The organism is Streptomyces sp. CA-251247 (assembly GCF_050952975.1).
Classification (GTDB): Bacteria; Actinomycetota; Actinomycetes; order Streptomycetales; family Streptomycetaceae; genus Streptomyces; species Streptomyces achmelvichensis.
Window position 1 is genome coordinate 4336008 of sequence record NZ_CP191861.1, and the last position, 22464, is coordinate 4358471.

General features: G+C 71.0%; 22 protein-coding genes. 16 read left to right on the top strand and 6 right to left on the bottom strand.

The window, feature by feature from the left end; translation table 11 throughout:
- Positions 1-190: 190 nt before the first annotated feature.
- Positions 191-2458 (bottom strand): heterodisulfide reductase-related iron-sulfur binding cluster, encoded by a 2268-nt coding sequence (locus ACQPWZ_RS19140; RefSeq protein ID WP_433571958.1) that lies wholly within the window; start codon positions 2456-2458, stop codon positions 191-193.
- 130 nt (positions 2459-2588) lie between these two features.
- Positions 2589-3152: a sugar transferase gene (locus ACQPWZ_RS19145; protein ID WP_433571959.1), complete on the bottom strand. Its 564-nt coding sequence runs from the start codon at positions 3150-3152 to the stop codon at positions 2589-2591.
- 272 nt (positions 3153-3424) lie between these two features.
- Here ACQPWZ_RS19145 and dnaK point away from each other — a divergent pair, with 272 nt between their 5' ends.
- The 6 genes from dnaK (at position 3425) to ACQPWZ_RS19175 (ending at position 8475) form a co-directional block, all read left to right on the top strand.
- Positions 3425-5296, top strand: coding sequence for a molecular chaperone DnaK (gene dnaK, locus ACQPWZ_RS19150; protein WP_340474305.1), 1872 nt, complete (start codon positions 3425-3427; stop codon positions 5294-5296).
- On the top strand, positions 5293-5943 hold the full coding sequence (gene grpE / locus ACQPWZ_RS19155; RefSeq protein WP_327682033.1) for a nucleotide exchange factor GrpE: 651 nt from the start codon (positions 5293-5295) through the stop codon (positions 5941-5943). The genes dnaK and grpE overlap by 4 nt, the downstream gene beginning before the upstream one ends.
- A gap of 30 nt (positions 5944-5973) precedes the next feature.
- Positions 5974-7164: a molecular chaperone DnaJ gene (gene dnaJ / locus ACQPWZ_RS19160; RefSeq protein WP_340474306.1), complete on the top strand. Its 1191-nt coding sequence runs from the start codon at positions 5974-5976 to the stop codon at positions 7162-7164.
- Between the two features lies 1 nt (position 7165).
- A complete protein-coding gene (locus ACQPWZ_RS19165; RefSeq protein ID WP_340474307.1) occupies positions 7166-7621 on the top strand; it encodes a heat shock protein transcriptional repressor HspR in 456 nt (151 codons plus the stop codon).
- Positions 7622-7849: 228 nt separating this feature from the next.
- Entirely contained in the window at positions 7850-8098 is a 249-nt protein-coding gene (locus ACQPWZ_RS19170) for a hypothetical protein (RefSeq protein WP_433571960.1), read from the top strand.
- A 146-nt stretch (positions 8099-8244) separates the two neighbouring features.
- Complete coding sequence (locus ACQPWZ_RS19175) at positions 8245-8475, top strand: hypothetical protein (RefSeq protein WP_340474309.1); 231 nt, start codon at positions 8245-8247, stop codon at positions 8473-8475.
- 52 nt (positions 8476-8527) lie between these two features.
- Here the strand turns inward: ACQPWZ_RS19175 and ACQPWZ_RS19180 are convergent, their stop codons facing one another.
- The gene (locus tag ACQPWZ_RS19180) at positions 8528-9520 is read right to left on the bottom strand and encodes a helix-turn-helix transcriptional regulator (RefSeq protein WP_405571395.1); all 993 of its coding nucleotides are present in this window, start codon (positions 9518-9520) and stop codon (positions 8528-8530) included.
- A 174-nt stretch (positions 9521-9694) separates the two neighbouring features.
- On the opposite strand from ACQPWZ_RS19180, the gene ACQPWZ_RS19185 reads away from it, so the two are divergent.
- Positions 9695-9931 carry a LuxR C-terminal-related transcriptional regulator gene (locus tag ACQPWZ_RS19185; RefSeq protein WP_313945113.1) on the top strand — a complete coding sequence of 79 codons (237 nt, stop codon included), beginning with the start codon at positions 9695-9697 and terminating at the stop codon, positions 9929-9931.
- A 211-nt stretch (positions 9932-10142) separates the two neighbouring features.
- On the opposite strand, the gene ACQPWZ_RS19190 is transcribed toward ACQPWZ_RS19185, so the two are convergent.
- Positions 10143-10661, bottom strand: coding sequence for a hypothetical protein (locus ACQPWZ_RS19190; RefSeq protein ID WP_340474311.1), 519 nt, complete (start codon positions 10659-10661; stop codon positions 10143-10145).
- 66 nt (positions 10662-10727) lie between these two features.
- Complete coding sequence (locus ACQPWZ_RS19195; RefSeq protein WP_433571961.1) at positions 10728-12482, bottom strand: ABC transporter ATP-binding protein; 1755 nt, start codon at positions 12480-12482, stop codon at positions 10728-10730.
- 199 nt (positions 12483-12681) lie between these two features.
- On the opposite strand from ACQPWZ_RS19195, the gene lxmA reads away from it, so the two are divergent.
- The 9 genes from lxmA to lxmJ all read left to right on the top strand — a co-directional run bounded on the left by lxmA (position 12682) and on the right by lxmJ (position 21036).
- Positions 12682-12897: a lexapeptide family class V lantibiotic gene (lxmA, locus tag ACQPWZ_RS19200; protein ID WP_313945110.1), complete on the top strand. Its 216-nt coding sequence runs from the start codon at positions 12682-12684 to the stop codon at positions 12895-12897.
- Positions 12898-12998: 101 nt separating this feature from the next.
- Positions 12999-13580: a peptide terminal cysteine decarboxylase LxmD gene (gene lxmD / locus ACQPWZ_RS19205; protein ID WP_433571962.1), complete on the top strand. Its 582-nt coding sequence runs from the start codon at positions 12999-13001 to the stop codon at positions 13578-13580.
- Positions 13577-14470, top strand: coding sequence for a hypothetical protein (locus ACQPWZ_RS19210; protein ID WP_433571963.1), 894 nt, complete (start codon positions 13577-13579; stop codon positions 14468-14470). Before lxmD ends, ACQPWZ_RS19210 begins: the two co-directional genes overlap by 4 nt.
- Positions 14467-15597, top strand: coding sequence for a class V lanthionine synthetase subunit LxmK (gene lxmK, locus ACQPWZ_RS19215; protein ID WP_433571964.1), 1131 nt, complete (start codon positions 14467-14469; stop codon positions 15595-15597). The genes ACQPWZ_RS19210 and lxmK overlap by 4 nt, the downstream gene beginning before the upstream one ends.
- The gene (locus ACQPWZ_RS19220) at positions 15594-16679 is read left to right on the top strand and encodes a T3SS effector HopA1 family protein (RefSeq protein ID WP_433571965.1); all 1086 of its coding nucleotides are present in this window, start codon (positions 15594-15596) and stop codon (positions 16677-16679) included. Before lxmK ends, ACQPWZ_RS19220 begins: the two co-directional genes overlap by 4 nt.
- A complete protein-coding gene (locus ACQPWZ_RS19225; protein ID WP_356703649.1) occupies positions 16660-17499 on the top strand; it encodes a class I SAM-dependent methyltransferase in 840 nt (279 codons plus the stop codon). The genes ACQPWZ_RS19220 and ACQPWZ_RS19225 overlap by 20 nt, the downstream gene beginning before the upstream one ends.
- Positions 17496-18779, top strand: a complete 1284-nt coding sequence (locus tag ACQPWZ_RS19230) for a M16 family metallopeptidase (protein WP_433571966.1) — start codon at positions 17496-17498, stop codon at positions 18777-18779. Before ACQPWZ_RS19225 ends, ACQPWZ_RS19230 begins: the two co-directional genes overlap by 4 nt.
- Positions 18776-20011: a M16 family metallopeptidase gene (locus tag ACQPWZ_RS19235; protein ID WP_433571967.1), complete on the top strand. Its 1236-nt coding sequence runs from the start codon at positions 18776-18778 to the stop codon at positions 20009-20011. Before ACQPWZ_RS19230 ends, ACQPWZ_RS19235 begins: the two co-directional genes overlap by 4 nt.
- Entirely contained in the window at positions 20008-21036 is a 1029-nt protein-coding gene (lxmJ, locus tag ACQPWZ_RS19240) for a F420-dependent peptide dehydroalanine reductase LxmJ (RefSeq protein ID WP_433571968.1), read from the top strand. The genes ACQPWZ_RS19235 and lxmJ overlap by 4 nt, the downstream gene beginning before the upstream one ends.
- 182 nt (positions 21037-21218) lie before the next feature.
- Here the strand turns inward: lxmJ and ACQPWZ_RS19245 are convergent, their stop codons facing one another.
- Entirely contained in the window at positions 21219-22223 is a 1005-nt protein-coding gene (locus tag ACQPWZ_RS19245) for a helix-turn-helix transcriptional regulator (RefSeq protein WP_340474320.1), read from the bottom strand.
- Positions 22224-22464 lie beyond the last annotated feature (241 nt).

The window sequence follows — 22464 nt, forward strand, 5'->3', positions numbered from 1 at the left end:
CCGTACGCCTCGGCTTCGCCCTGCCGCCCCATGATGCTCGTCCGGCCCCGCCCCCACGCCCGCGGAACACCCACGAACACGAAGAAGCGGCCGGTTCTGCCCCCGAGGCAGATCCGGCCGCTTCCTTCACCCGTGGGCGCCGCGGCACCCAGCGTGCGCACCCGTCGTGTGCGCCTGTCGCGTGTGCCTGCTACTTCACCGGTTCCGGCTCCGGTGCGTCCTCCGGCTCCTCGGACGCCGCCGGGTCGGCCGGTGTCCTGACGGAGTCGAGGAGGAGTTGCGCGACGTCGACGACCTGGAGGCCTTCCTTCGCCTTGCCGTCGTTCTTCTTGCCGTTGACGGAGTCGGTGAGCATGACGAGGCAGAAGGGGCAGGCGGTGGAGACGATGTCCGGGTTGAGGGACAGCGCCTCGTCCACGCGCTCGGTGTTGATGCGCTTGCCGATCCGCTCCTCCATCCACATCCGCGCACCGCCGGCGCCGCAGCAGAAGCCACGCTCCTTGTGGCGGTGCATCTCCTGCTGGCGCAGGCCCGGGACGGCGGACATGATCTCGCGCGGCGGCGTGTAGACCTTGTTGTGGCGGCCCAGGTAGCAGGGGTCGTGGTAGGTGATGAGGCCCTCGACCGGGGTCACCGGGATCAGCTTGCCCTCGTCGATGAGGTGCTGGAGCAGCTGCGTGTGATGGATGACCTCGAACTCGCCGCCCAGCTGCGGGTACTCGTTCGCGATCGTGTTGAAGCAGTGCGGGCAGGTCGCGACGATCTTCTTCGAAGCCTTGGGCTTCTTCGTCGACTCGTCCTCGTCGTCCTCGCCGAACGCCATGTTCAGCATCGCGACGTTCTCCTGGCCGAGCTGCTGGAACAGCGGCTCGTTGCCGAGGCGGCGGGCCGAGTCACCGGTGCACTTCTCGTCGCCGCCCATGATCGCGAACGTGACGCCCGCCATGTGCAGCAGCTCCGCGAAGGCCTTGGTGGTCTTCTTGGCCCGGTCCTCCAGGGCGCCGGCGCAGCCGACCCAGTACAGGTACTCGACCTCGGTGAGGTCCTCGACGTCCTGTCCGACGATCGGGACCTCGAAGTCGACCTCCTTGGTCCACTCCACGCGCTGCTTCTTGGCCAGCCCCCAGGGGTTGCCCTTCTTCTCCAGGTTCTTGAGCATCGTGCCCGCCTCGGACGGGAACGCGGACTCGATCATCACCTGGTAGCGGCGCATGTCGACGATGTGGTCGATGTGCTCGATGTCGACCGGGCACTGTTCCACGCACGCACCGCAGGTGGTGCAGGACCACAGCACGTCCGGGTCGATGACGCCGTTCTCCTCGAGCGTGCCGATCAACGGCCGTTCGGCCTCGGCGAGGGCGGCCGCGGGAACGTCCTTCAGCTGCTCCTCGGAGGCCTTCTCCTCGCCCTCCATCGTCTTGCCGCCGCCGGCCAGCAGGTACGGGGCCTTGGCGTGCGCGTGGTCGCGCAGCGACATGATGAGCAGCTTCGGGGAGAGCGGCTTTCCGGTGTTCCAGGCGGGGCACTGCGACTGGCAGCGGCCGCACTCGGTGCACGTGGAGAAGTCGAGGATGCCCTTCCAGGAGAACTGCTCGACCTGGGAGACGCCGAACACGTCGTCCTCGCCCGGGTCCTCGAAGTCGATCTCCTTGCCGCCGCTCGTCATCGGCTGGAGCGCGCCGAGGGCGGTGGAGCCGTCGGCGTTCCGCTTGAACCAGATGTTCGGGAAGCCGAGGAAGCGGTGCCAGGCGACACCCATGTTGGTGTTGAGCGAGACCGTGATCATCCAGATCAGCGAGGTGCCGATCTTGATCATCGCGGTGAAGTAGATCAGCGTCTGGAGCGTGGAGACGCTCAGGCCTTCGAAGGCCAGGACCAGGGGGTACGAGACGAAGTACGCGGCCTCGTAGTGGTCCACGTGGTGGATCGCGCCCTCGAGCCCGCGCAGGGCGAGGATGGCGAGTCCGATGGTGAGGATGACGTACTCGACGAAGTAGGCCTGCCAGGCCTTCGAGCCGGCGAAGCGGGACTTGCGGCCCGCGCGGGAGGGCAGGTTCAGCAGCCGGATCGCCATCAGGACGACGATGCCGACGACCGTCATCAGACCGATGAACTCGATGTACATCTCGAACGGCAGGAAGCCGCCCAGGATCGGCAGGACCCAGTCGGCCTCGAAGAGCTGCCCGTACGCCTGCGCCAGTGTGGGCGGCAGGGTGAGGAAGCCGATGGCGACGAACCAGTGGGCGAAGCCCACGATCCCCCACCGGTTCATACGGGTATGGCCGAGGAACTCCTTGACCAGGGTGATCGTGCGCTGCTTGGGGTCGTCGGTCCGGCTGCCCGCAGGCACGGGCTGGCCGAGCTTCACGAACCGGTAGATCTGCGCGACGGCTCGGGCGATGAGCGCAACGCCGACCACGGTCAGAACCAACGACACGATGATCGCGGCGAGTTGCATGAGGGGGCTCCTCGGGCCTGCGAGGGTGGGAAACTATCCAGCACTACTAAGCGGTAACTTATCCAGTCCGTGCTGAGAGTACCCACTTATTCCGCCGCACTGTAGCCGGGCGGCCGGTGATCTGTGTCGCTCAGGCATGCCTCACCGGGACGCGCGGGCGGCGTCCGACGAGGGCGGCGGGCAGCGTGCGGACCATGATCGCCAGGTCGAGTCCCAGCCAGTGCTGTTCGACGTAGTGGAGGTCGAGGACGGCCTTCTCCTCCCAGGGCATGTCGGAGCGGCCGCTGACCTGCCAGAGGCCGGTGAGGCCGGGCGGCACCCCGAGGCGGGTGCGGAGCCCGCCGACGGCGGGGTCGGCGTCCTCGGGGCGCAGCGGGCGGGGCCCCACCAGCGACATCTCTCCACGGACGACATGGACCAGCTGTGGCAGCTCGTCGAGGAAGTGGCGGCGCAGGAGGCGTCCGGTGCGGGTGCCCGGGGCCGCGCGGAAGGCGAGTATGCCGAAGGGGCGGCCGGCGAGACCGATGCGCCGGTGCCGGACGAGGGCCGCCCGCCGTGAGGTCAGGGCGACCGTGACCGCGATGACGGCCATCAGTGGGGTCAGAAGAAGGAGCAGCAGCAGGCCGCCCGTCACATCCATCAGGCGTTTGGCGGACACACGCCTGACGGGCGTCAGCCGCTCGACCGGCATCATGGGCGCACACCCTTCCTCCGCTGTTGACTGGCCTTGACCGTATTTTTGCGCGTTTGGCGGTATTGCGGCTACGACTCTGGCAGACGAACGCCATTCGATCGCTGCGCCACGCGTGTGAGGCCGTTCGGCCGGGCATGCGGCACCGGTCACGGCGAAGTATGCATATAAGAGCGGGATAAAAGTTGAGTGGGGTCGACTCAGGTCTGTTGACTACGAAGACCGGGTCGTGCATCCTTGAGCCAGATCTACTCAAGTCTGCTGGAGGAATTGACATGGCACGTGCGGTCGGCATCGACCTGGGCACGACTAACTCCGTCGTCAGCGTTCTGGAGGGCGGCGAGCCCACCGTCATCACCAACGCCGAGGGTGCCAGGACCACGCCGTCCGTCGTCGCCTTCGCGAAGAACGGTGAGGTGCTGGTCGGCGAGGTGGCCAAGCGCCAGGCGGTCACCAACGTCGACAGGACCATCCGGTCGGTCAAGCGCCACATGGGCACCGACTGGAAGATCGAGCTCGACGGGAAGAACTTCAACCCGCAGCAGATGAGCGCCTTCATCCTGCAGAAGCTGAAGCGCGACGCGGAGTCCTACCTCGGCGAGAAGGTCACCGACGCGGTGATCACCGTCCCGGCGTACTTCAACGACTCCGAGCGTCAGGCGACGAAGGAGGCCGGCGAGATCGCCGGTCTGAACGTGCTGCGCATCGTCAACGAGCCCACCGCGGCCGCGCTGGCGTACGGCCTCGACAAGGACGACCAGACCATCCTGGTCTTCGACCTCGGTGGCGGCACCTTCGACGTCTCGTTGCTGGAGATCGGCGACGGCGTCGTCGAGGTGAAGGCGACCAACGGTGACAACCACCTCGGTGGTGACGACTGGGACCAGCGTGTCGTCGACTACCTGGTGAAGCAGTTCGCCAACGGTCACGGCGTGGACCTCGGCAAGGACAAGATGGCTCTCCAGCGTCTCCGCGAGGCCGCGGAGAAGGCGAAGATCGAGCTCTCGTCCTCGACCGAGACGACGATCAACCTTCCGTACATCACGGCATCGGCCGAGGGCCCGCTGCACCTGGACGAGAAGCTGACGCGCGCTCAGTTCCAGCAGCTGACCGCGGACCTGCTGGAGCGCTGCAAGACGCCGTTCCACAACGTCATCAAGGACGCGGGCATCCAGCTCTCCGAGATCGACCACGTCGTTCTCGTCGGTGGCTCGACCCGTATGCCCGCCGTCGCCGAGCTCGTCAAGGAGCTCACCGGCGGCAAGGACGCCAACAAGGGCGTGAACCCGGACGAGGTCGTCGCCATCGGCGCCGCGCTCCAGGCCGGTGTCCTCAAGGGTGAGGTCAAGGACGTCCTGCTCCTCGATGTCACCCCGCTGTCCCTCGGTATCGAGACCAAGGGCGGCATCATGACCAAGCTCATCGAGCGCAACACCACGATCCCGACCAAGCGGTCCGAGATCTTCACGACGGCCGAGGACAACCAGCCGTCGGTGCAGATCCAGGTCTACCAGGGTGAGCGCGAGATCGCGGCGTACAACAAGAAGCTCGGGATGTTCGAGCTGACCGGTCTGCCGCCGGCCCCGCGCGGGGTCCCGCAGATCGAGGTCGCCTTCGACATCGACGCCAACGGCATCATGCACGTGACCGCGAAGGACCTCGGCACGGGCAAGGAGCAGAAGATGACCGTCACCGGCGGCTCCTCGCTGCCGAAGGACGAGGTCGACCGGATGCGCCAGGAGGCCGAGCAGTACGCGGACGAGGACCACCGCCGCCGCGAGGCCGCCGAGTCCCGCAACCAGGGCGAGCAGCTCGTCTACCAGACCGAGAAGTTCCTCAAGGACAACGAGGACAAGGTCCCGGGCGATGTGAAGACCGAGGTCGAGGAGGCGCTCGGCGAGCTGAAGGAGAAGCTCAAGGGCGAGGACTCGGCCGAGATCCGCACCGCCACCGAGAAGGTCGCCGCCGTCTCGCAGAAGCTGGGCCAGGCCATGTACGCCGACGCCCAGGCCGGCCAGGCCGCCGGTGGCGCCGAGGGCGCGCAGGACGGTGCCGCGGGTCAGTCCGCGGACGCCGCCGATGACGTCGTGGACGCCGAGATCGTCGACGACGAGAAGGACTCCGGGCGTCAGGGTGGTGCCGCGTGACGGAGGAGACTCCGGGGTTCGACGAGCACGACGAGAACCCCTCCGTCCCCTCCGGCGCGACATCTGACGACGCCGCCGAGCCCGCCGAGCCCTCCGAGAAGGAGGGCCCGGCGGCCCCGGCAGGGGACGCAGCAAAGATTGCCGGTCTGACGGCTCAGCTGGACCAGGTCCGTACGGCTGCCAACGAGCGCACGGCCGACCTCCAGCGGCTCCAGGCCGAGTACCAGAACTACCGCCGTCGTGTGGAGCGCGACCGGATCACGGTCAAGGAGATCGCCACGGCGGCTCTGCTGACCGAGCTCCTGCCCGTGCTCGACGACATCGGCCGCGCCCGTGAACACGGGGAACTCGTGGGCGGGTTCAAGTCGGTCGCCGAATCTCTCGAGACGGCGGCCGCCAAGATGGGCCTGCAGCAGTTCGGCAAGGAGGGCGAGCCCTTCGACCCGACGATCCACGAGGCGCTGATGCACAGTTACGCACCGGACGTCACCGAGACCACGTGCGTCGCGGTGCTTCAGCCGGGGTATCGCATCGGCGAGCGGACCATCCGCCCCGCGCGGGTCGCGGTGGCCGAGCCCCAGCCGGGCGCGGCCCCCAAGGACGAGACGGCGAACGACGAGGAGAGCGGTGGCCCGGACGAGGGCTGACGCAATGATCGTCCGAGAGGAGGGACGTCGATGAGCACGAAGGACTTCGTCGAGAAGGACTACTACAAGGTTCTCGGCGTCCCCAAGGACGCCACCGAGGCCGAGATCAAGAAGGCGTACCGCAAGCTCGCCCGCGAGTTCCACCCGGACGCCAACAAGGGCGACACCAAGGCGGAGGAGCGCTTCAAGGAGATCTCCGAGGCCAACGACGTACTCGGCGACCCCAAGCGGCGCAAGGAGTACGACGAGGCGCGCGCCCTCTTCGGCAACGGCGGCTTCCGGGCCGGGCCCGGTGCCGCCGGCGGCAGTTTCAACTTCGACCTGGGCGACCTCTTCGGGGGCGCCCAGGGCGGGCCGCAGAGCGGCGGCGCCGGCGGTTTCGGCGGCGGCCTCGGCGACGTCTTCGGCGGGCTGTTCAACCGCGGCGCCGGCACCGGCGCGGGTACGCGGACGCAGCCCCGCCGCGGCCAGGACATCGAGTCCGAGGTGACGCTGAGCTTCACCGAGGCGGTCGACGGGGCCACGGTCCCGCTGCGGATGTCCAGTTCGGCGGCGTGCAAGGCGTGTGCGGGCACCGGCGACAAGAACGGCACACCCCGGGTGTGCCCGACCTGCGTCGGCACCGGCCAGGTCTCGCGCGGCGGCAGCGGCTCGTTCTCGCTGACCGACCCGTGTGTGGACTGCAAGGGCCGCGGGCTCATCGCGCAGGACCCCTGCGAGGTCTGCAAGGGCAGCGGGCGCGCCCGCTCCTCGCGCACCATGCAGGTCAGGATCCCCGCGGGTGTCTCCGACAGCCAGCGGATCCGGCTGCGCGGCAAGGGAGCCCCGGGCGAACGGGGCGGTCCCGCGGGCGACTTGTACGTGGTCGTACACGTCGACGCGCATCCCGTCTTCGGCCGCAAGGGCGACAACCTCACGGTCACCGTGCCCGTCACCTACACGGAGGCGGCGCTCGGCGGCGAGGTGAAGGTGCCCACCCTGGGCGGCCCGCCGGTCACGCTGAAACTGCCCGCGGGCACCCCCAACGGCCGTACGATGCGGGCCCGTGGCAAGGGAGCCGTCCGCAAGGACGGCACCCGCGGTGATCTGCTGGTCACCGTCGAGGTCGCGGTCCCCAAGGAGCTGAGCGACAAGGCGAAGGAAGCGCTGGAGGCCTACCGCGAAGCCACCGCGGAAGAGGACCCGCGGGCCGAGCTGTTCCAGGCCGCGAAGGGAGCATGAGATGGATGGCCGGAGCGGACGCAGCCGGAACCCCTATCAGCTGACCGAAGAGTCACCGGTGTATGTGATCTCGGTGGCGGCCCAGCTGTCCGGCCTGCACCCCCAGACCCTGCGTCAGTACGACCGGCTCGGTCTGGTCTCTCCCGACAGAACCCCCGGCCGGGGCAGGCGTTACTCGGCCCGCGACATCGAACTGCTGCGCACCGTCCAGCAGTTGTCGCAGGACGAAGGCATCAACCTGGCCGGTATCAAGCGCATCATCGAGCTGGAGAACCAGGTCGCGGCGCTCCAGTCCCGTGTCGCCGAGCTGGCTTCGGCGGTCGAGGGCGCGGCGGCGGCCATGCAGCAGCGTGAGGCACAGGTGCACGCCTCGTACCGGCGCGATCTCGTGCCGTACCAGGATGTGCAGCAGGCGAGCGCGCTGGTGGTGTGGCGGCCCAAGCGGACCTCCGAGTAGGGCCTTTCGGTCCGGGGCTGCCGGTCCAGGGCTTTCAGCAGGACACCCGGCGGGGCCGGAGAGCGACATGCTCTCCGGCCCCGCCGTCGTGCTGTCCGCTGGCATATAGCTGACCCCCCGGTGCAGCAAGCTGACAGCGATCTCGGTGGAGTGCGTCCGGACCCGCTGGCAGGCTGGAACTCGCCGGCAGGAAAGAGTCAGCACGCGAGGTTTGTGGGGGAATGAGCGATGAGCGTCAGCACTGTTGCCAGGAAGAGCACCACGGCTCTGATCTCGGGCGTGGCCGTGCTCGCACTGGCGGCGCCGGCCCAGGCGTTGGCCGGCCCGGCAGAGGCCGGGAACATCGGCGGTCAGGGTGTGCACGGGCAGTCGGGGAGGGCGGCCGAGGTGGCCGCGAAGCTCTGTGGGCTGCCCCTGCCGAAGCCCTTCTCCACTGTGGTGGGCAGCGTGGCGATGTGCGTCAACGGCTGGCAGTGAGGGTGCCGGTCGAGAGGGCGCGGGAGGTACCCGCCGGGCCGGAAGGGGCCGTGGGGGCAGGGGGGTTCGCGGAGACCGGCGAGCCCGCGTGGGTGGAAGGGCCTGTGGGGGCAGGGGGGTTCGCGGCAGCGGGGGGATGCACCGAGTTGCACGCCGTCCGCGTCGCCGCCGACGCGGCGCCGGGGGAGATCGCCGTCATCAGGCTCATCGGGATGCTGCCCGCGGACTGGGTCTGCGGGCAGCGGGTGGAGGAGGACCGCATCTGGTTGCGGGTCCATTCGGCGGGGGGAGCCGGAACGGATGTCGTACACGAGCGGCTCACGGCCGCGCTCAGGGAGGGATCGCCGGGATGGCGGGAGGCGGCGCCGCGCTCGTGACGCCGGCCGCCCGCCGAGGCGCCGCGTTCGTGACGCCGGCCGCCCGCCGTTGCTAGATCAGGCCCTTCTCCCGGGCCAGCAGGGCCGCGTGCGGTCTGCTGCTGGCCCCCAGGATGCGCAGCACATCGGCCACATGACGGCGGTACGTACGGACCGAGATGTCCAGGTTCCGGGCGCCCGTCTCGTCCTTGGCCACCCGGCACATCTCCTCGAGGACCTGCTGCTCGACACCGGAGAGCACGCCCGACGACGTGGACTCCGTGTCCGTGAGGGCGGGCAGATCCGTCGCGTGGTCCCAGATCTTCTCGAAGAGCGCCAGGATGTTGGAGACCAGCCCGGCCTGCTGGGTGACCAGCGCACCGCGGGCGGTGTCCACCGGATCGACGGGGACCAGCGCGGTCTGCCGGTCGTAGACGAGGATGCGCTCCGAGAGACTGTCGGCGACGCGGATCACGGCGCCCTGCACGGTCAGTTCGCGCAGATAGGCGACGGTCGGAGGATGGTCGAGCGCCTCGCGCAGCACCACGCTGCGGATGCGGACACCGCGCCGCAGACAGCGGGTGTCGAGCGGTCTGGAGTGCGCGATGTTCTCCGGGGTGAGAGCCGTGTACGGCTCGACGGAGAGGATCTCCTCGCGGGCGAAGAAGGCCAGGTCGTCGATCCGGTCGCGGAGCCTGGCGAGGACCTCCAGCCGTTCGACTCCCTGGGTCACCAGCGGGCGCGCGTCCTGCTCGGCCCGCAGCCCGGCGATCAGATGCCGGGACTGGGTGACCTGGCGGAGCTGGTCGTGGAGTTCACGCAGCCGCAGATCGGTGAGGCGGTCCACCGCGTTCTCCGGGTCGGCGGCGACGGTCCCGCCGCTCTCTCCCGTGCGCAGCAGGCTCAGCTCCGTGAGCCGCTCCAGCACCTTTTCGACTTCCTCGCGCGCTGCGTGGAGGAGGACATGGATGTCCTCGGCGGAGGTGTCCGGATTCCTCAGGAAGTGCCGGTAGACACGCTCCTCCGTGGCTGTCAGTCCGAGTATGGACAGGCTTGCGCCGCTCACTGTTGCCCCCCGTGCCGTCCTGCCGATGGCCCGGCGGGCATGGGTCAGATGCTGCGCGAGCCACCGAAGTGATCAAGGAGAGGGTAATTCAACGGTAAAGACGTTGCGAGGGCCCGGACCGGTCGATGGACGGGGGACGGTGAACGATCAATGAAGGAGGCAGCCTTGATATCAGTGACCGATCGACACGTACTGGACTTCACCCGGCTCACGGAGCGTGAGCTGGAGGTGCTGCTCCTGCTGGCGAGCGGCGAGCAGAACCGGTGGGTGGCGCGCCGGCTGGGGATCGCCGAACGCACGGTGAGGGCGCACACGACGAGCATCGTGCGGAAGCTGAATCTGAAGTCGCGCTTCGAGGCGGCGCTCGTGTCGAACCTGTACGCGGACGACATCAGGGGCGTACGCGTCTGACGGCGAGGCGAGCGCCTGCGATCGCGTGAGCGCGAACGCCGGACAGGCCGGGGATCTCCCCGCCTGTCCGGCGTTTTCGCGTCTCCGGGCGCCTGCTCGGGGACAGCCCGCCGGCCGCCGGTGCGTACGGACAGCTCCTTGCCGGAGCGCACGGACAGCTCCGCGCCGGAGCGTCCGCACAGCTCGGCGCCGTTGCGCCCGAAGTCGCCCGCTACGGAAGGGCCGTGGCCACCGCGTCGATCGCCATCATCCACATGGGCTGGGCCCCCGTGCCGAAGGCCGCCGCGAGGGCGTAGCCCACCGACGCGTCCAGCGGCTCGATCTCCGCGCCCTCGCGCCACTCCGCTATCACGCGGCCGTCGCCGTCCGAGGAGAAGTCGCCGATGTGCCGGCCGTCACGGACGAGGCGGCTGCTGGGGACGGAGTCCGGGACCAGGCGGTACGACGTACCCGCGTGGTCGACGTCCACGGCGTACGAGCGCCGGGTCAGACGGCCCTTGGACGGGGTCAGCTTCGCCGGGGTCCCGTCGATCCGCAGAGTCAGCTGCTCGGGATCACGGGTGCCGATGGCGATGTGGTCGTCCTTCTCCGAGTCCGGCGTGCGGTCGAGGGTGATCCGGGGGATCCCCTCGCCCTCGACCAGCAGGGATTCCTGGCCCTCCAGCCGGATGCGCAGCTCTCCGAAGCGGTCGTCCTGGACGGGGGCGGGTGTGGGGGCGGTGTCGTTCATGGGGGGTCCTTCGGTCCTTCAGTGTGGTCAGAACTGACGGTTCACGACAGTGTGTCGGGGTGGTGCTCAGTGGGCCGCGGCCAGTTGGGTCGCGGTGAGGTCCCGGTAGAGATCATTCCTTGCGAGCAGGTCCTGGTGCAGCCCGTGGTCGCGAACCCGGCCGCCCTCGAAGAGGATCAGCTGGTCGGCGGAGGTCACGGTGGACAGCCGGTGCGCGATGAGCAGCACCGTGCAGTCCTCGGCGGCCTGTTCGACGGTCTTGCGCAGGGCCGTCTCGCTCAGGCCGTCCAGATGCGCGGTGACCTCGTCGAGGAGGAGCACCTGGGGCCGACGCAGCAACGCGCGGGCGATGGCGAGGCGTTGGCGTTCCCCGCCCGACAGGGCGAGGCCGCGGGAGCCGATGGCGGTGTCGAGCCCGTCGGGCAGGCCCGCCACGAAGCCGTCCAGGAGCGTCTTGCGCAGCACGTCCGCGATGTCGTTCTCGCTCGCGTCGGGCGCGGAGTACAGGAGGTTCTCCCGGATCGTGCCGGCAAGCATCGGTGAGTCCTGCTCCACATAGGCGATACGGCGTCTGAGCTCGGCCCGGGTGAACGAGCGGATGTCGGTGCCGTCGAGGAGGATGCTGCCACCGTCCAGGTCGTAGAACCGCTGGATCAGGGAGAACACGGTGGTCTTCCCCGACCCGGAGGGGCCCACGATCGCCGTGACCTCGCCGGCGGGCGCGGTGAAGCTGGTGCCCACCAGCGTGGGCGTCCGTCCGGGATAGCCGAACGTCAGGTTCTCGACGGTGACCCGGGGCGGCGGGCCGACCGGGGCGGCGGGCTGTTCGTCCACGTCGTCCTCCGCCTCCATCTCGCGCACCTCCTCGATACGGGCGAGGGCGCCGAGCCCCTGCTGGAGCGCGGTCGTTCCGCCGACGAGCGAGAGCACGGGCCCGCCCAGGTTGAACAGATAGAGCAGGAAGCCGATCAGGGCCGCCAGGTCCAGGGTGCCCGTGGCGACGAGCGCGCCGCCGAACCCGATGACCGCGAGGAACGACGCCTGCACGATCAGGCCGGAGAGCACGGCGATCATGGCGTGGTAGCGGGCGCCGGTGAGTCCGGCGCGGTAGGCGCTCTCGGCGGCCGCCGTGGCGCGTTCGGTCTCCTTCGCCTCGCCGCCGTTGGCCTTCACGGTGCGGGCGGCGCCCAGCGAGCGGTCGAGGGCGGCGCCGATGTCGCCGACGGAGCGCTGTGCCTCGGTGGTGACGCGGCGGATGCGCGGCATGACCACGCCCATGGCGACGCCGATGACGAGCAGCACGCCCGAGGTGATGCCGAGCAGCGGCAGGCTGGTGATGCCCATCAGCACGATGGTGGCGAGCAGATGGATCGATCCGTCGACGAGCTGGATGAGCCCGCCGGTGGCCGCGTGCTGCACGAGCGTGGAGTCCGATGTGACGCGGGTGGTCAGGCCGCCCGGTTCGGTGCGGTCCAGCTCGCTGGTGCGCAGCCGGATCAGCCGGGAGATGAGGCCGCGGCGGACCTGGAGGACCACGCGTTCGGCAGTGCGCTCGCTCAACCAGGCCTGGGACCACATGAGTCCCACCGACAGGACCAGCAGCCCGACCAGCAGAAGGATGTCGTCGCGCAGGCTGCTGCCGGTCATCAGCTTGGTGAGAACCGACTGGATGACCATGGGCTGGGCGAGGCCGGCGGCGCTGCCCAGCAGGGTCAGCAGCAGCACCACCGAGAGGACTCCGCGGTGCGGCCGCGCATACGAGAGCAGCGCGCGCAGCGCGGGCCGCTCGGCCGGAGGCTGTTCTGCGTCAGGTGTGTTCACCCCGGTATTTCTAGTCCCTCTATATGTGCGGGGGGAATGGGCGCTTGCGGCTATGCCGTGACCGGCCATGCCCCGAGCGGCAATGCCGCAACGGTCGTTGCCGCAACAGCCAATGGTGCCGGGTCCGCGAGGTGGGCCACTATCGATCTGTCCGCAACGGATAAGCCCGAAAGGGCAGTTACCCACCGAAGGAATTCTCATGCAGAACGTTTCCGAGAAGGACCTGTTCGACGGCTACACCGCCTACACCTCGGCCGAGGAGCTGGGCCTGCACGACGGCAAGGAGGCCGCCCCGGCGTTCAGCCCCACCATCCCGTGGGCGATCCGCGCCACCATCATCACCGCCCGCTCCTCGCAGCAGTGTGCCGCCGCGCTCGGCTCCCTCGCCGCGAAGACCGTCGAGAAGAAGTGCTGATCACGCCTGCCGTGAGCTGAGCCTCGGGGTCCGGCCGGCGCGCCCGCGCTGCCGGCCGGACCCCGGCCCCGTCCCGTCCGCCGAGCCCACGAGGAGGCGTCATGGATCTTCCGGACACACGGTTCGGACGCGTACTCGTCGTCGGAACGGGAGCGCTCCAGGTGGCCTTTCTGCCCTTCTGGATCAACTGGCTGAACAATTCCCTTCCCGATACGGAGATACGGGTCGCGCTCACCCGGTCCGCATGCCGTTTCGTTTCCCGGGACGCCGTGTCCGTACTGTCCAAAAGGGATGTCGTCGTCGACGACTGGAACGAATTCTCCGGGCCGAATGTCCCGCACGTGGACATCGCGGGCTGGGCCGATCTCGTCCTGGTGCATCCCGCCACCCTGAATTTCGTGAGCAGGTTCGCGCTCGGCGCCGCCGACACACCACTGATGCTCGCCCTCCACTCCACCGACGCCTTGGTGGGTGTCGCACCCTCTCTTCCGCCCGGCTCCCTCAAGAGCCCCGTGGTCCAAGGACATCTGGAGGTGCTGCGCAACCGGCCGGGCGTGGTGCTCGCGCCCACGATCGTCGCCGAGAGCGCCAGTACGGGCGAGGTCGCGGATGGCGGTTCGGCGCCGCTCAACGAGCTGTACGACCTGTGTGTCGCGCGCGCCACGGCGAAGGCGGCCGTGTGACCACCGCGGCTCCCGTGGCCGAGTACGGGACGGACCTCCAGCTCACCCGGGTCCTGCACGATCCGGGCGGCGGCTTCCTCTGGTGGCATCTGCCCGGACCGCTCGCGGCCCGGCCGCTCACCGCACCCCTGGCACCCCTCGTACCGCGCCTCGGTCCCGAGACGGGGGCCGCGCTCGCCGCCGTCGCGGAACCGTACGGCGACGGGCTGCTCCACCGGGCCGCCGGGTCGGCCTCCCTCGCCGCCTGGCTGCGGGACCCCCGTCCGCAGGCCAGGCGGCTCGCCGCCCACTCACTGGTCTCGGCCGCCCGGACCCTGCGGGCGGTGCACCGGGTCCGCGTACCGGGCCCGCCGCGGACCCCGCCCGGACTGCGACGGCTCGGCGCGTGGATCGCGGGGGAACAACTCCCGGATTCCGCAGGACGGTTGCGGGAGCTCGCCCGGGACGTCTGGGGCGAGCGGCGGACCGCACGGCTGGCCTCCTGGGCGGACGACGCCGCCCGGGGCACACACCTGGTCCACGGCTGGGCCTCCGTCGGCGCGCTGATACCGCCCCTGAGCCGGGGCCGCGTGGCGCTGCTGACCGGCGAGGACCTGGCCGTGGGCCGGCCCGAACTGGACCTCGGGTGGATGCTCGGCGATCTCGTCGAACTCGCCTGGGCCATGCCGTACTTCGGCAACGACGACCTGCGGCGCGGCTTTCTCGACACGTACGGCCCCGGTCCCGACCCGGTGGCCGTCGGGCGGTGCGCCGTGCTGCGCGTCGCCACACACATGCAGGACTTCGCCACCTACGGCGGGTGGAGCGACGAGCTGCACGGCTATCTCGACTTCACCGCCGAGCTGATCGACGAGGAGGGCCGCCGCGCGGTCCCCCAGGGAGAGTCATGACCACCACGACCGAGCCTGCTCTGCTGCGGTACCGGCCCACCGAGGCCGCTCCGCAGGTGACCGAGCTGCTGGAGCGTCTGGGCCTCGGGCCGTTCGTGCCCGACGGGCTCACGTCGTTCGGCGGACGCAACGACAACTGGGCCGGCACCACCGGCGGCGGCGCACAGGTCTTCGTCAAGACCGTGGCCCGTGGCCCCGACGGCACCAGCCCCGAACTGCAACGCGCCCTTGTCTTCGAGCAGTTGGCCGCCGGGCTGACGCCGGAGTCCCCGCTGCGGGTTCCCGAGCATCTCGGCACCCACGAGGACGCGGCGATCAGCGCCTACCGGCTGCTGCCCGGCGCGCGATCCGGCTCGGAGGCCGCCCTCGACGGTGACTTCGGCGAGGACCTGTGCCGGGCCGCCGGCCGGGCCGTCGCCACCCTGCACTCCCTCGACCCGCAGGGCGTGGAGGGGATCGACACGAGCGAGGCCCCGCTGCCGCCGCTGCGCTGGCTGGAGGCATTCCCCTGGAGCGAGGTCGGCGACCGCAGCATGGCGCAGATCGCCGCGTGGAAGCTCGTGCAGGACGACGCCGATGCCGTGGCCGCTCTCCGGCGGCTGCGGGAGGCCGAGCGGGCGGCGCCGCGCACACCGGCCCACTGCGACCTGCGCTTCGACCAGTTCATCCTGCACGAGGGCACCTTGCACCTGTGCGACTGGGAGGAGTTCCGGCTGGCCGACGCCGCACGGGACGTCGGGGCGTTCGCCGGGGAGTGGCTCTTCCAGGCGACGTACTCGGTGTTCGCGCCGACCGGTGACAAGGACGCTCCCGCCCTCGGCTTCGACCTCACACACGAGGAGATCGTCGAGCGCGGATCGGCCGGGCTGCGCCGCCACATCCCCCGTATCGCGGCGTTCTGGGAGGGCTATCTGGAGTGCCGCGACCCCGATCCGGGTCTCGCCGAGCGGGCCGTCGCCTTCGCGGGCTGGCATCTGTACGACCGGCTGATCGCCACCGCGCAGGCGCACGCCGTCCTCAACCCCGTCGCCCGCGCCGCTGCCGGCATCGGCCGCACCCTTCTGCTCGACCCCGCCGCCGCCGTCGCGACGCTGCGGCTCGGCCCTTCGTCCGGGAGCACCCCATGACCCTCACCGCCGAAGCGCCCGCACAGACGCTTGCCCCACGGCTCGCCGCCGCCCTGGACCGGGTGTCCGTGCGCGCCGACGGCCTCGCGGCCGCCGTCGCGGGCCGGCCGCTGACCGCCGACAGTCCGCGCGATCTGCGCGGCCGGCTCAGCAACGCGCTGTACGAGGAGTTCCACGCCGGCAACGGCGCCCACCGCCGGGAGGCGGACACCCCGCCGCGCCGCAGCCTGCGTGACGCCGGCCTCGAAGGGCGGCTCGCCGCCGGGGTGCCGCACGCCACGACGCCGGTGCGCGGCCGGCTGATCGAGGTGCTGCGCCGGCCCGACGGGGACCAACTCGTCGTACGACTGCCGGAGATCACCGCCCGCGTGCCCGCCGACCGGCTGCTCACCCCCGGCCCCTGCGAGCCGGGACAGCTCGTCGACCTGGCGCTGGAGGCGAGCCGTCCGGCGCTGTCGCCCGGCTTCTTCTACGTGATGGGCTCGCGCGCCCTGCCCAGTCCTCCGGGTCCCGTACGCCGGCTCTTTCTGCACGCGACGGACACGGACGGTGCGGTACGGCTGTGGGCCGCCGCCCTCAGGGCGCTGGAGCGGACCGGGGCGCGGTACCACGCGAAGGCGCTCTCCGACCCGGACGACTTCCCGCGCCGGGACGGCATCGTGATCTATCTGCATGGCCGCCACGAGGAGGCGGAAGCCGCCGTCGTCGAGGCGGTCGCGGGACTCGGGGCCGGTGAGAGCACCTCGCTCTTCACCCGGCAGCTCGCGCCCGGCGTCGCCGCGGCGTGGGACCCGCAGGACCCGCGGCCGGGGCACGGAGGGATGAGTTTCGGCCAGCACCGCAGCTTTGCGCTGGCAACGGCTCTCGTCGATCACGCGACGTCCGATCACGCGACGTCCGACCACGCGACGACGGACCACGCGACGACGGACGGCGGGCCGCTGGACGGTGGATCGCCGGACGGTGGATCGCTGGAGGAGCGCGTCGCCCGTGCCTTCACCGAGGCGGGCATCGACCCGCTCCACCCCGAGAACAACCTCACCGCGAACGAAGGAAGCCGAGATGACGACCGAGACCGCTGAACCGGCGACCGGACTGCCCGCGGACACCGACGCGGCCGGGGCCACCGAACTGCCCGCGGACATGGGCGGTTTCGGAGCCGCCGTGACCGCCGCCTACAGCGACGCGCTCGCCGCGGTGTACGACGACGTCTACCCCGCCACACCGGACCTCGCCGACATCGGGGAGTTCCTCCTCACCCTCACCCCGAAGGGCGCGAGCGTCCTCGAACTGGGCGTCGGCACCGGCCGGGTGGCGATTCCCCTCGCCGACCAGGGCTTTCGGGTCCATGGCGTCGAGTCGTCCGAGGGCATGCTCGCCCGGCTGGCCGAGAAGGACCCCGAGGGTCGGATCACCCCGGTGCGCGGCGACTTCGCGGGCCTGGACCTCGGCCGGACCTTCGACGTCGTCCTCGCGCCCTTCAACGTCCTGTGCTGCGCGATGGCGGTGGACGAGCAGATCGCCCTGATGCACGCGATCGCCCGGCACACGGCGGCGGACGGCGCGGTGGTGGTCGAGACGTTCGACCCCAGCGACTACCACGTGCGCAAGAGCAACGAGGTCACCACGTACCCCGTCGGCGACCGCGGAGTGATGATCGAGTCGGTCGGCGTGCTGCCCGCGTCGCAGAACATGATGCTCCAGAACACGCTGTTCCTGGACGGCGATGCGCCCCGGTCCGCGACGACGGTCATGCGGTATCTGTGGCCGAGCGAGCTGGATCTGCTGGCCGCGATCGCGGGCCTGGAGCTCACCGCGCGGTACGCGGGCTGGCGCGAGCAGCCCTTCGACGGCGGCGACAGCCGCAAGATGTGCGTCTCCGTGTTCCGGCCGCTGACGTGAGCCTGCACGTCGAGCGGCCGGCCGACGGCCCGGTCCTGGTCGTCGAGTCCGTTCCGTACGCACGCGGTCTCGCGGCCGTCGCGCTCACCGTGGCGGCGGGCGGCGACGACGACCCGCCCGGCCGCCACGGCATGGCGCACCTGGTGGAGCACCTGATGTTCCCGCGCGCGGAGGCGTACGAGATGCGCGAGGCGTACGACGGTGGCGGGTCCGCGGCGGACGACGCGACGGACAGTCATGTCGCGCGGGTGGAGGGGGCGGGCGGGGTGTGCAACGCCGAGACCCACCGCGACCACACGGTCTTCCACACGACGGTGCCGGCGTCGATGCTCGACGACGTGCTGGCCTGGGAGGCGCGGCGGCTGCGGGAGTTCGCGCCGTCCGCCGAGGCCATCCGCACGGAGACGGAGGTGATCGCCGAGGAGATCCGCGGTGCGGCGGGGAGCCGGATCTGGGACACCGTCCTGGCGTCCGTCGTACCCGGCGCCCGGGACAGCTTCGGCACGGCGTCCGAACTGGCCCGTACGACGCGGGAGGAGGCGCTGGCCTTCTTCGGCCGCCACTACACGGCGGACCGGATGGTCCTCTCGGTCGTGGGTGACGTCGACACGGCGGCCGTGACGGCGACGGTCGGCTCGCTCTTCGCGGGCGCGCGGCCCGCGTCGGACGGGACGGCGTCGACCCGGCCGCCGCCCCGGAGCACGCGCCCCGCGACGGCCGCAGTCGTACCTCTGCACCTCACCGTCGCCACCGACGGTGTCGCCCTCGGCCACCGCCTTCCCGACCCCGTCGCCTCGCGGTCCGCCTACCTCGCCCATGTCGTCCTCGCCGAGGTCCTCGCGCGTTCGCACTTCCCGCGCCTGGTCCGGCGCGACCCCCGGTTCACCGCCGCCGGAATGAGCTGCGGCCTGTACGGGCAGTGGCTCGCCTCGGCCGCACCCGATGTGGCGCTCGTACGGGTGGGGTGCGCTCCGGGGACCGGAGCGGCGGAGGCCGTGGACGCGTGGCGCGAGGTGCTGCGTGCCGTCGCCGACGGGCCGGTGGACGCCGACGTACACCGCCGTGCCCTCAACTCCCTCCTCGTCGCCGCGCACCGGCAGGAGGACGCGCTCGTCGCGCGGGCCGTCGGCCACGGCCGCGCCGCGCTGCTCTTCGGCGGGCACCTCAGCGCACCCGCCGCCGAACTGGCCGCGGTGACCCCGCTCCAGGTGGCCGACGCCGCCCGGGCGCTGCTCGCCGCGCCGCCCGTCGTGACCGAATTCGTAGGAGGGCCGCGGTGAACCGCGAGACCGCCGAGACCGTCCTCGCGAACGGGCTGCGCCTGGTGGCCGTCCTGGCCCCCGGCGCGCCCCTCGCCGAGACCCGGCTCGTTCTGCCGTACGCGTGCAGCGACAGCCGGCTCGCCGCCACCCGGGAGCTCCTCGCCGCCTGCCTGGGCACCGGGACCCGCGCCCCGGCGCGCACCCGGCAGGACATCGCCGACCGCGCGGCGGATCTCGGCGCCGAGCTGAGCACCGTCGTCACCGCCGAGTCCATGGTCCTGGCGACGAGCGTGCTCTCTGCCGGGCTGCCCGGCGCGCTGGACCTGCTCGCCGATCTCCTGACGCGCCCCCGGTACACCGAGGACGAACTCGCCCTCGCCCGGCGGCGCGGAGCCGGTGCGTCCCGGGCCCCGGGGCCGCTGGGGAGGCTGCGGGGTTCGGTCCTCGCGCACGCCTTCGGCAGCCATCCGCTCACCCGCCCCCACCCCGCCCCCGTCGACGACCCGCCGTCCCGGCGTGAGGTCGAGGCGCTGCACGCCCGCGCCGTCGTCCCCGACGGGGCCGTCCTGCTGGTCATGTCGGACCGCGATCCGCAGGAGGTACTGCGTCTGGCCGGGGAGCGCCTGGAGAGCTGGAGCGGTGGGCCGTCCGGGCTGACGCTGCCACGCTTCGAGCGGGCCGAGCCGTTCCCGGGCCGGGTCACGCTCTCCTCGCACGACCCCGCACAGGCGATGGTGCTGACCGCGGGACCGGCGGTGCCGGCGGCGGACCCGGGCCACGCACCCCTGCATCTGGCGCAGTTGCTGCTCGGCGGGCACGCCTCCTCGCGTCTCGCCCGGCGGCTGCGGGACCGCCACGGGCTGGCGTACGCGGTCTCCGCGGAACTGCGCGAGTACCGCGCGGGCTGCTGGCTGGAGGTCGAGTGCTCCGGCGCCCCGGGCACGGCGGCCCGGACGGCCGCGGAGGTGACCGACGCCCTGCGCGAGCTGGCCGACGCCGGTCCCACGGCGCGGGAGGTGGATCGGGCCCGCGCCTACGCCACCGGGTTCACCCGCTTCGCCCTGGCCACCAGGACGGAGGAGGCGAGCGCGCTGGCCGGCTTCGCCGCGGCGGGGCTTCCGCTCGACTGGCTGGATGCCTACCGCGGCGTGCTCGCCGAGGTCACCCACGCCCAAGTGGCCGCGGCCGCGGCCCACTTCCTCGATCCCTCGAAAGCCGTGATCGCGACGTACGACGAGGAAGGCCGATGAGCACCCCGAACTCCCCGATGAGCACGCCGAACTCCCCGACGAACCCCGCCGTTCTCTACCCGCTCCAGCCCGACCACCCCGAACTGGTCGCCCCCTTCGCCGCCCTGGTGCAGCGCACCGGCGCCCGCAGGCTGTGGCTGTGCCAGTCGTTCAAGGCGGAGACCCACCAGGTCATGGCCTACCTCGCGGGCATGGGCCACAACGTCCCGCTCGGCACCTCCGTGACGCTGCTGCCGCTGCGCCACCCGTACGAGGCCGCGTTGCAGGCCCGTTCGCTCGCCCTGCTCACCGGCGAACCGGTGGTGGCGGGCTACGGCATCGGCAATCCGGGGTTCGTGGCCGGGCTCACCGGCAGCCCGTACGCCAGTCCCCGCACGGCGGTGCACGACTATCTGACCTCGGTACGGGCCCTGCTCGACGGCGAGCGGGTCGAGCACGACGGGCCCTACCACCGGCTCCACGGCGGGCTGTTGCCGCTGGGCCATTCCCGCGTCGAGATCGGTGCCGGAGTGCTTCGGCCGGGGATGGCACGTACCGCGGGCGCGGTGGCCGATGTGGCCATCACCTGGATGACCCCTCCGCGCTACATCGAGGGGGTGCTGGCCCCCGCGCTGGCCGAGGGCGCCGCAGGCCGCCAGGGGGCCGCTGAGGGGCCCCTGCGGCCCCGGATCGCGACCGCCGTCCATGTGGCCGTGGCCCGGCCCGGCCGGGACCCCCGCCGGATCGCGCTCGCCGCGGCCGGCGAACACCTGAAGGCGCCGCACTACGCCGCGATGCTGAGCCGGGCGGGCGTCGCCGTCGACCCGCACGACCCGGCGGCGAGCGCGGCCGCGCTCCTGGACCACCGGGTCGTCGTCACCGGCAGCCCACGGGAGATCGCCGAGGCGCTCGCCGGCTACCGGGCCGCCGGGGTGGACGAGGTGATGCTCAACCCGGCGGGTGTGCTGCTGACCGAGGGAGTGCCCGCGGCCGTCACCGATCTGGAGGAGATCGTCGCCGCCTGCCGCGAGCACGCGCCCGCCTGACACAACTCGCCGCCTGCTGCGAGCACGCGCCCGTCCGACACAGGTCGCCGCCTGCCGCGAGCACGCGCCCGTCCGACACAGGTCGCCGCTCGGCGCGGGCATGCACACGCCATACACGCCATCCGTCGCCCCGCCCCCCGGGGGCGACGGATTCCGGTCGTCTGTGCACCGCCCCGAACGCGTCAGCGGCTGACGGGAATCGACTCCGCGTCCTGCTCCAGAATCCCCGACCGGGCGATGAGATAGCCCAGTTGGGCGCGGCTGCCGCTGCCGAGTGACGAGCCCAGCTTGGCGATGTGGGCGCGGCAGGTCCGTACGTTCATCCCCAGACGCCGCGCGATCGCCTCGTCCACATGGCCTTCGACCAGCAGTTTCGCGATGGAGCGCTGGACGCCGGTGATGCCGTCGACGACCGGTCCGTACGAGATCGGCTCCTCCCATGGGATGCCGTGCAGCCAGAACTGCTCGAAGACACCGACGAGGTAATCGACGATCCCCTTGTGCCGCAGCTCCAGCGCGGACAGCCGGTCGCTGCTCGCGGGGATGAACGCGACTTTGCGGTCGATGATGATCAACCGCTCGATGATCTCCTCCAGGGTGCGCACCTCCACTCCGGCCGGCGCGACCGCCTCCATGTAGGCGAGCGTGGCGGGGTGGTGGCGGGCGGTGTGCTGGTAGAGCGTGCGCATCCGAACGCCCCGCTCGATCAGCGGTTCCACCCTGCGCAGGGCCTTCTCCAGAACATGCGGTTGCCGCCCGCTGCCGGGCTGGACCGTGAGAAGCTCCTCGGTGCAGTCTGCGGTGACTTGGTCGAGGGTTGTGTTGATCCGGTTGAGGCCTTCGAGGACCGTGATCCCCTGTGGGACGGTGGAGTTCTGAGCGGTGAACGCCATGAATGGCTCAAGAGCATCGGTCAGAGCGACAGTTCGGCGCCTGCGCTCTTGGATCTCCCGCTCGATGGGGTGTATCAGCTGTGTCAGCGCGGTGGTCGGCGGAACCGGCCGGAGCCACTGGGCGTCGTCGGGATCCGGGTGCAGCAGGGCGAGATCGAAGAGGCACGGTGTGGCCGCTGCCTCTGACCGGGCTATACGCCCGGTACGCAGAGCGGTGATGTACAGACTTTTCCCCGCTTCGCACAGCTCACCGTCTGCGTGAGAGTGTCCGGTTTCGCCCTCGTTTGCTGTCATACGCACCCCCTCAGGCTCCTGCAATACAGGAACATGATGCCTGCCGTCGCTGGTGCAAGCGTTCGGAGTGAGACATCGTCTTATTCGCGGGGGAGGAGGAATGATCAAAAGAGGTGGAGATCACCCATGTCTAGGACGCTACGTGCTCTTTGTGCTTTTGCCCTAGCGGCGGCCGCGCTAGGCGCGGTGGCTTCCGGCGAGACCTCCTGGAGCGGCACTTCCGCCGACACGGTGGCGACGG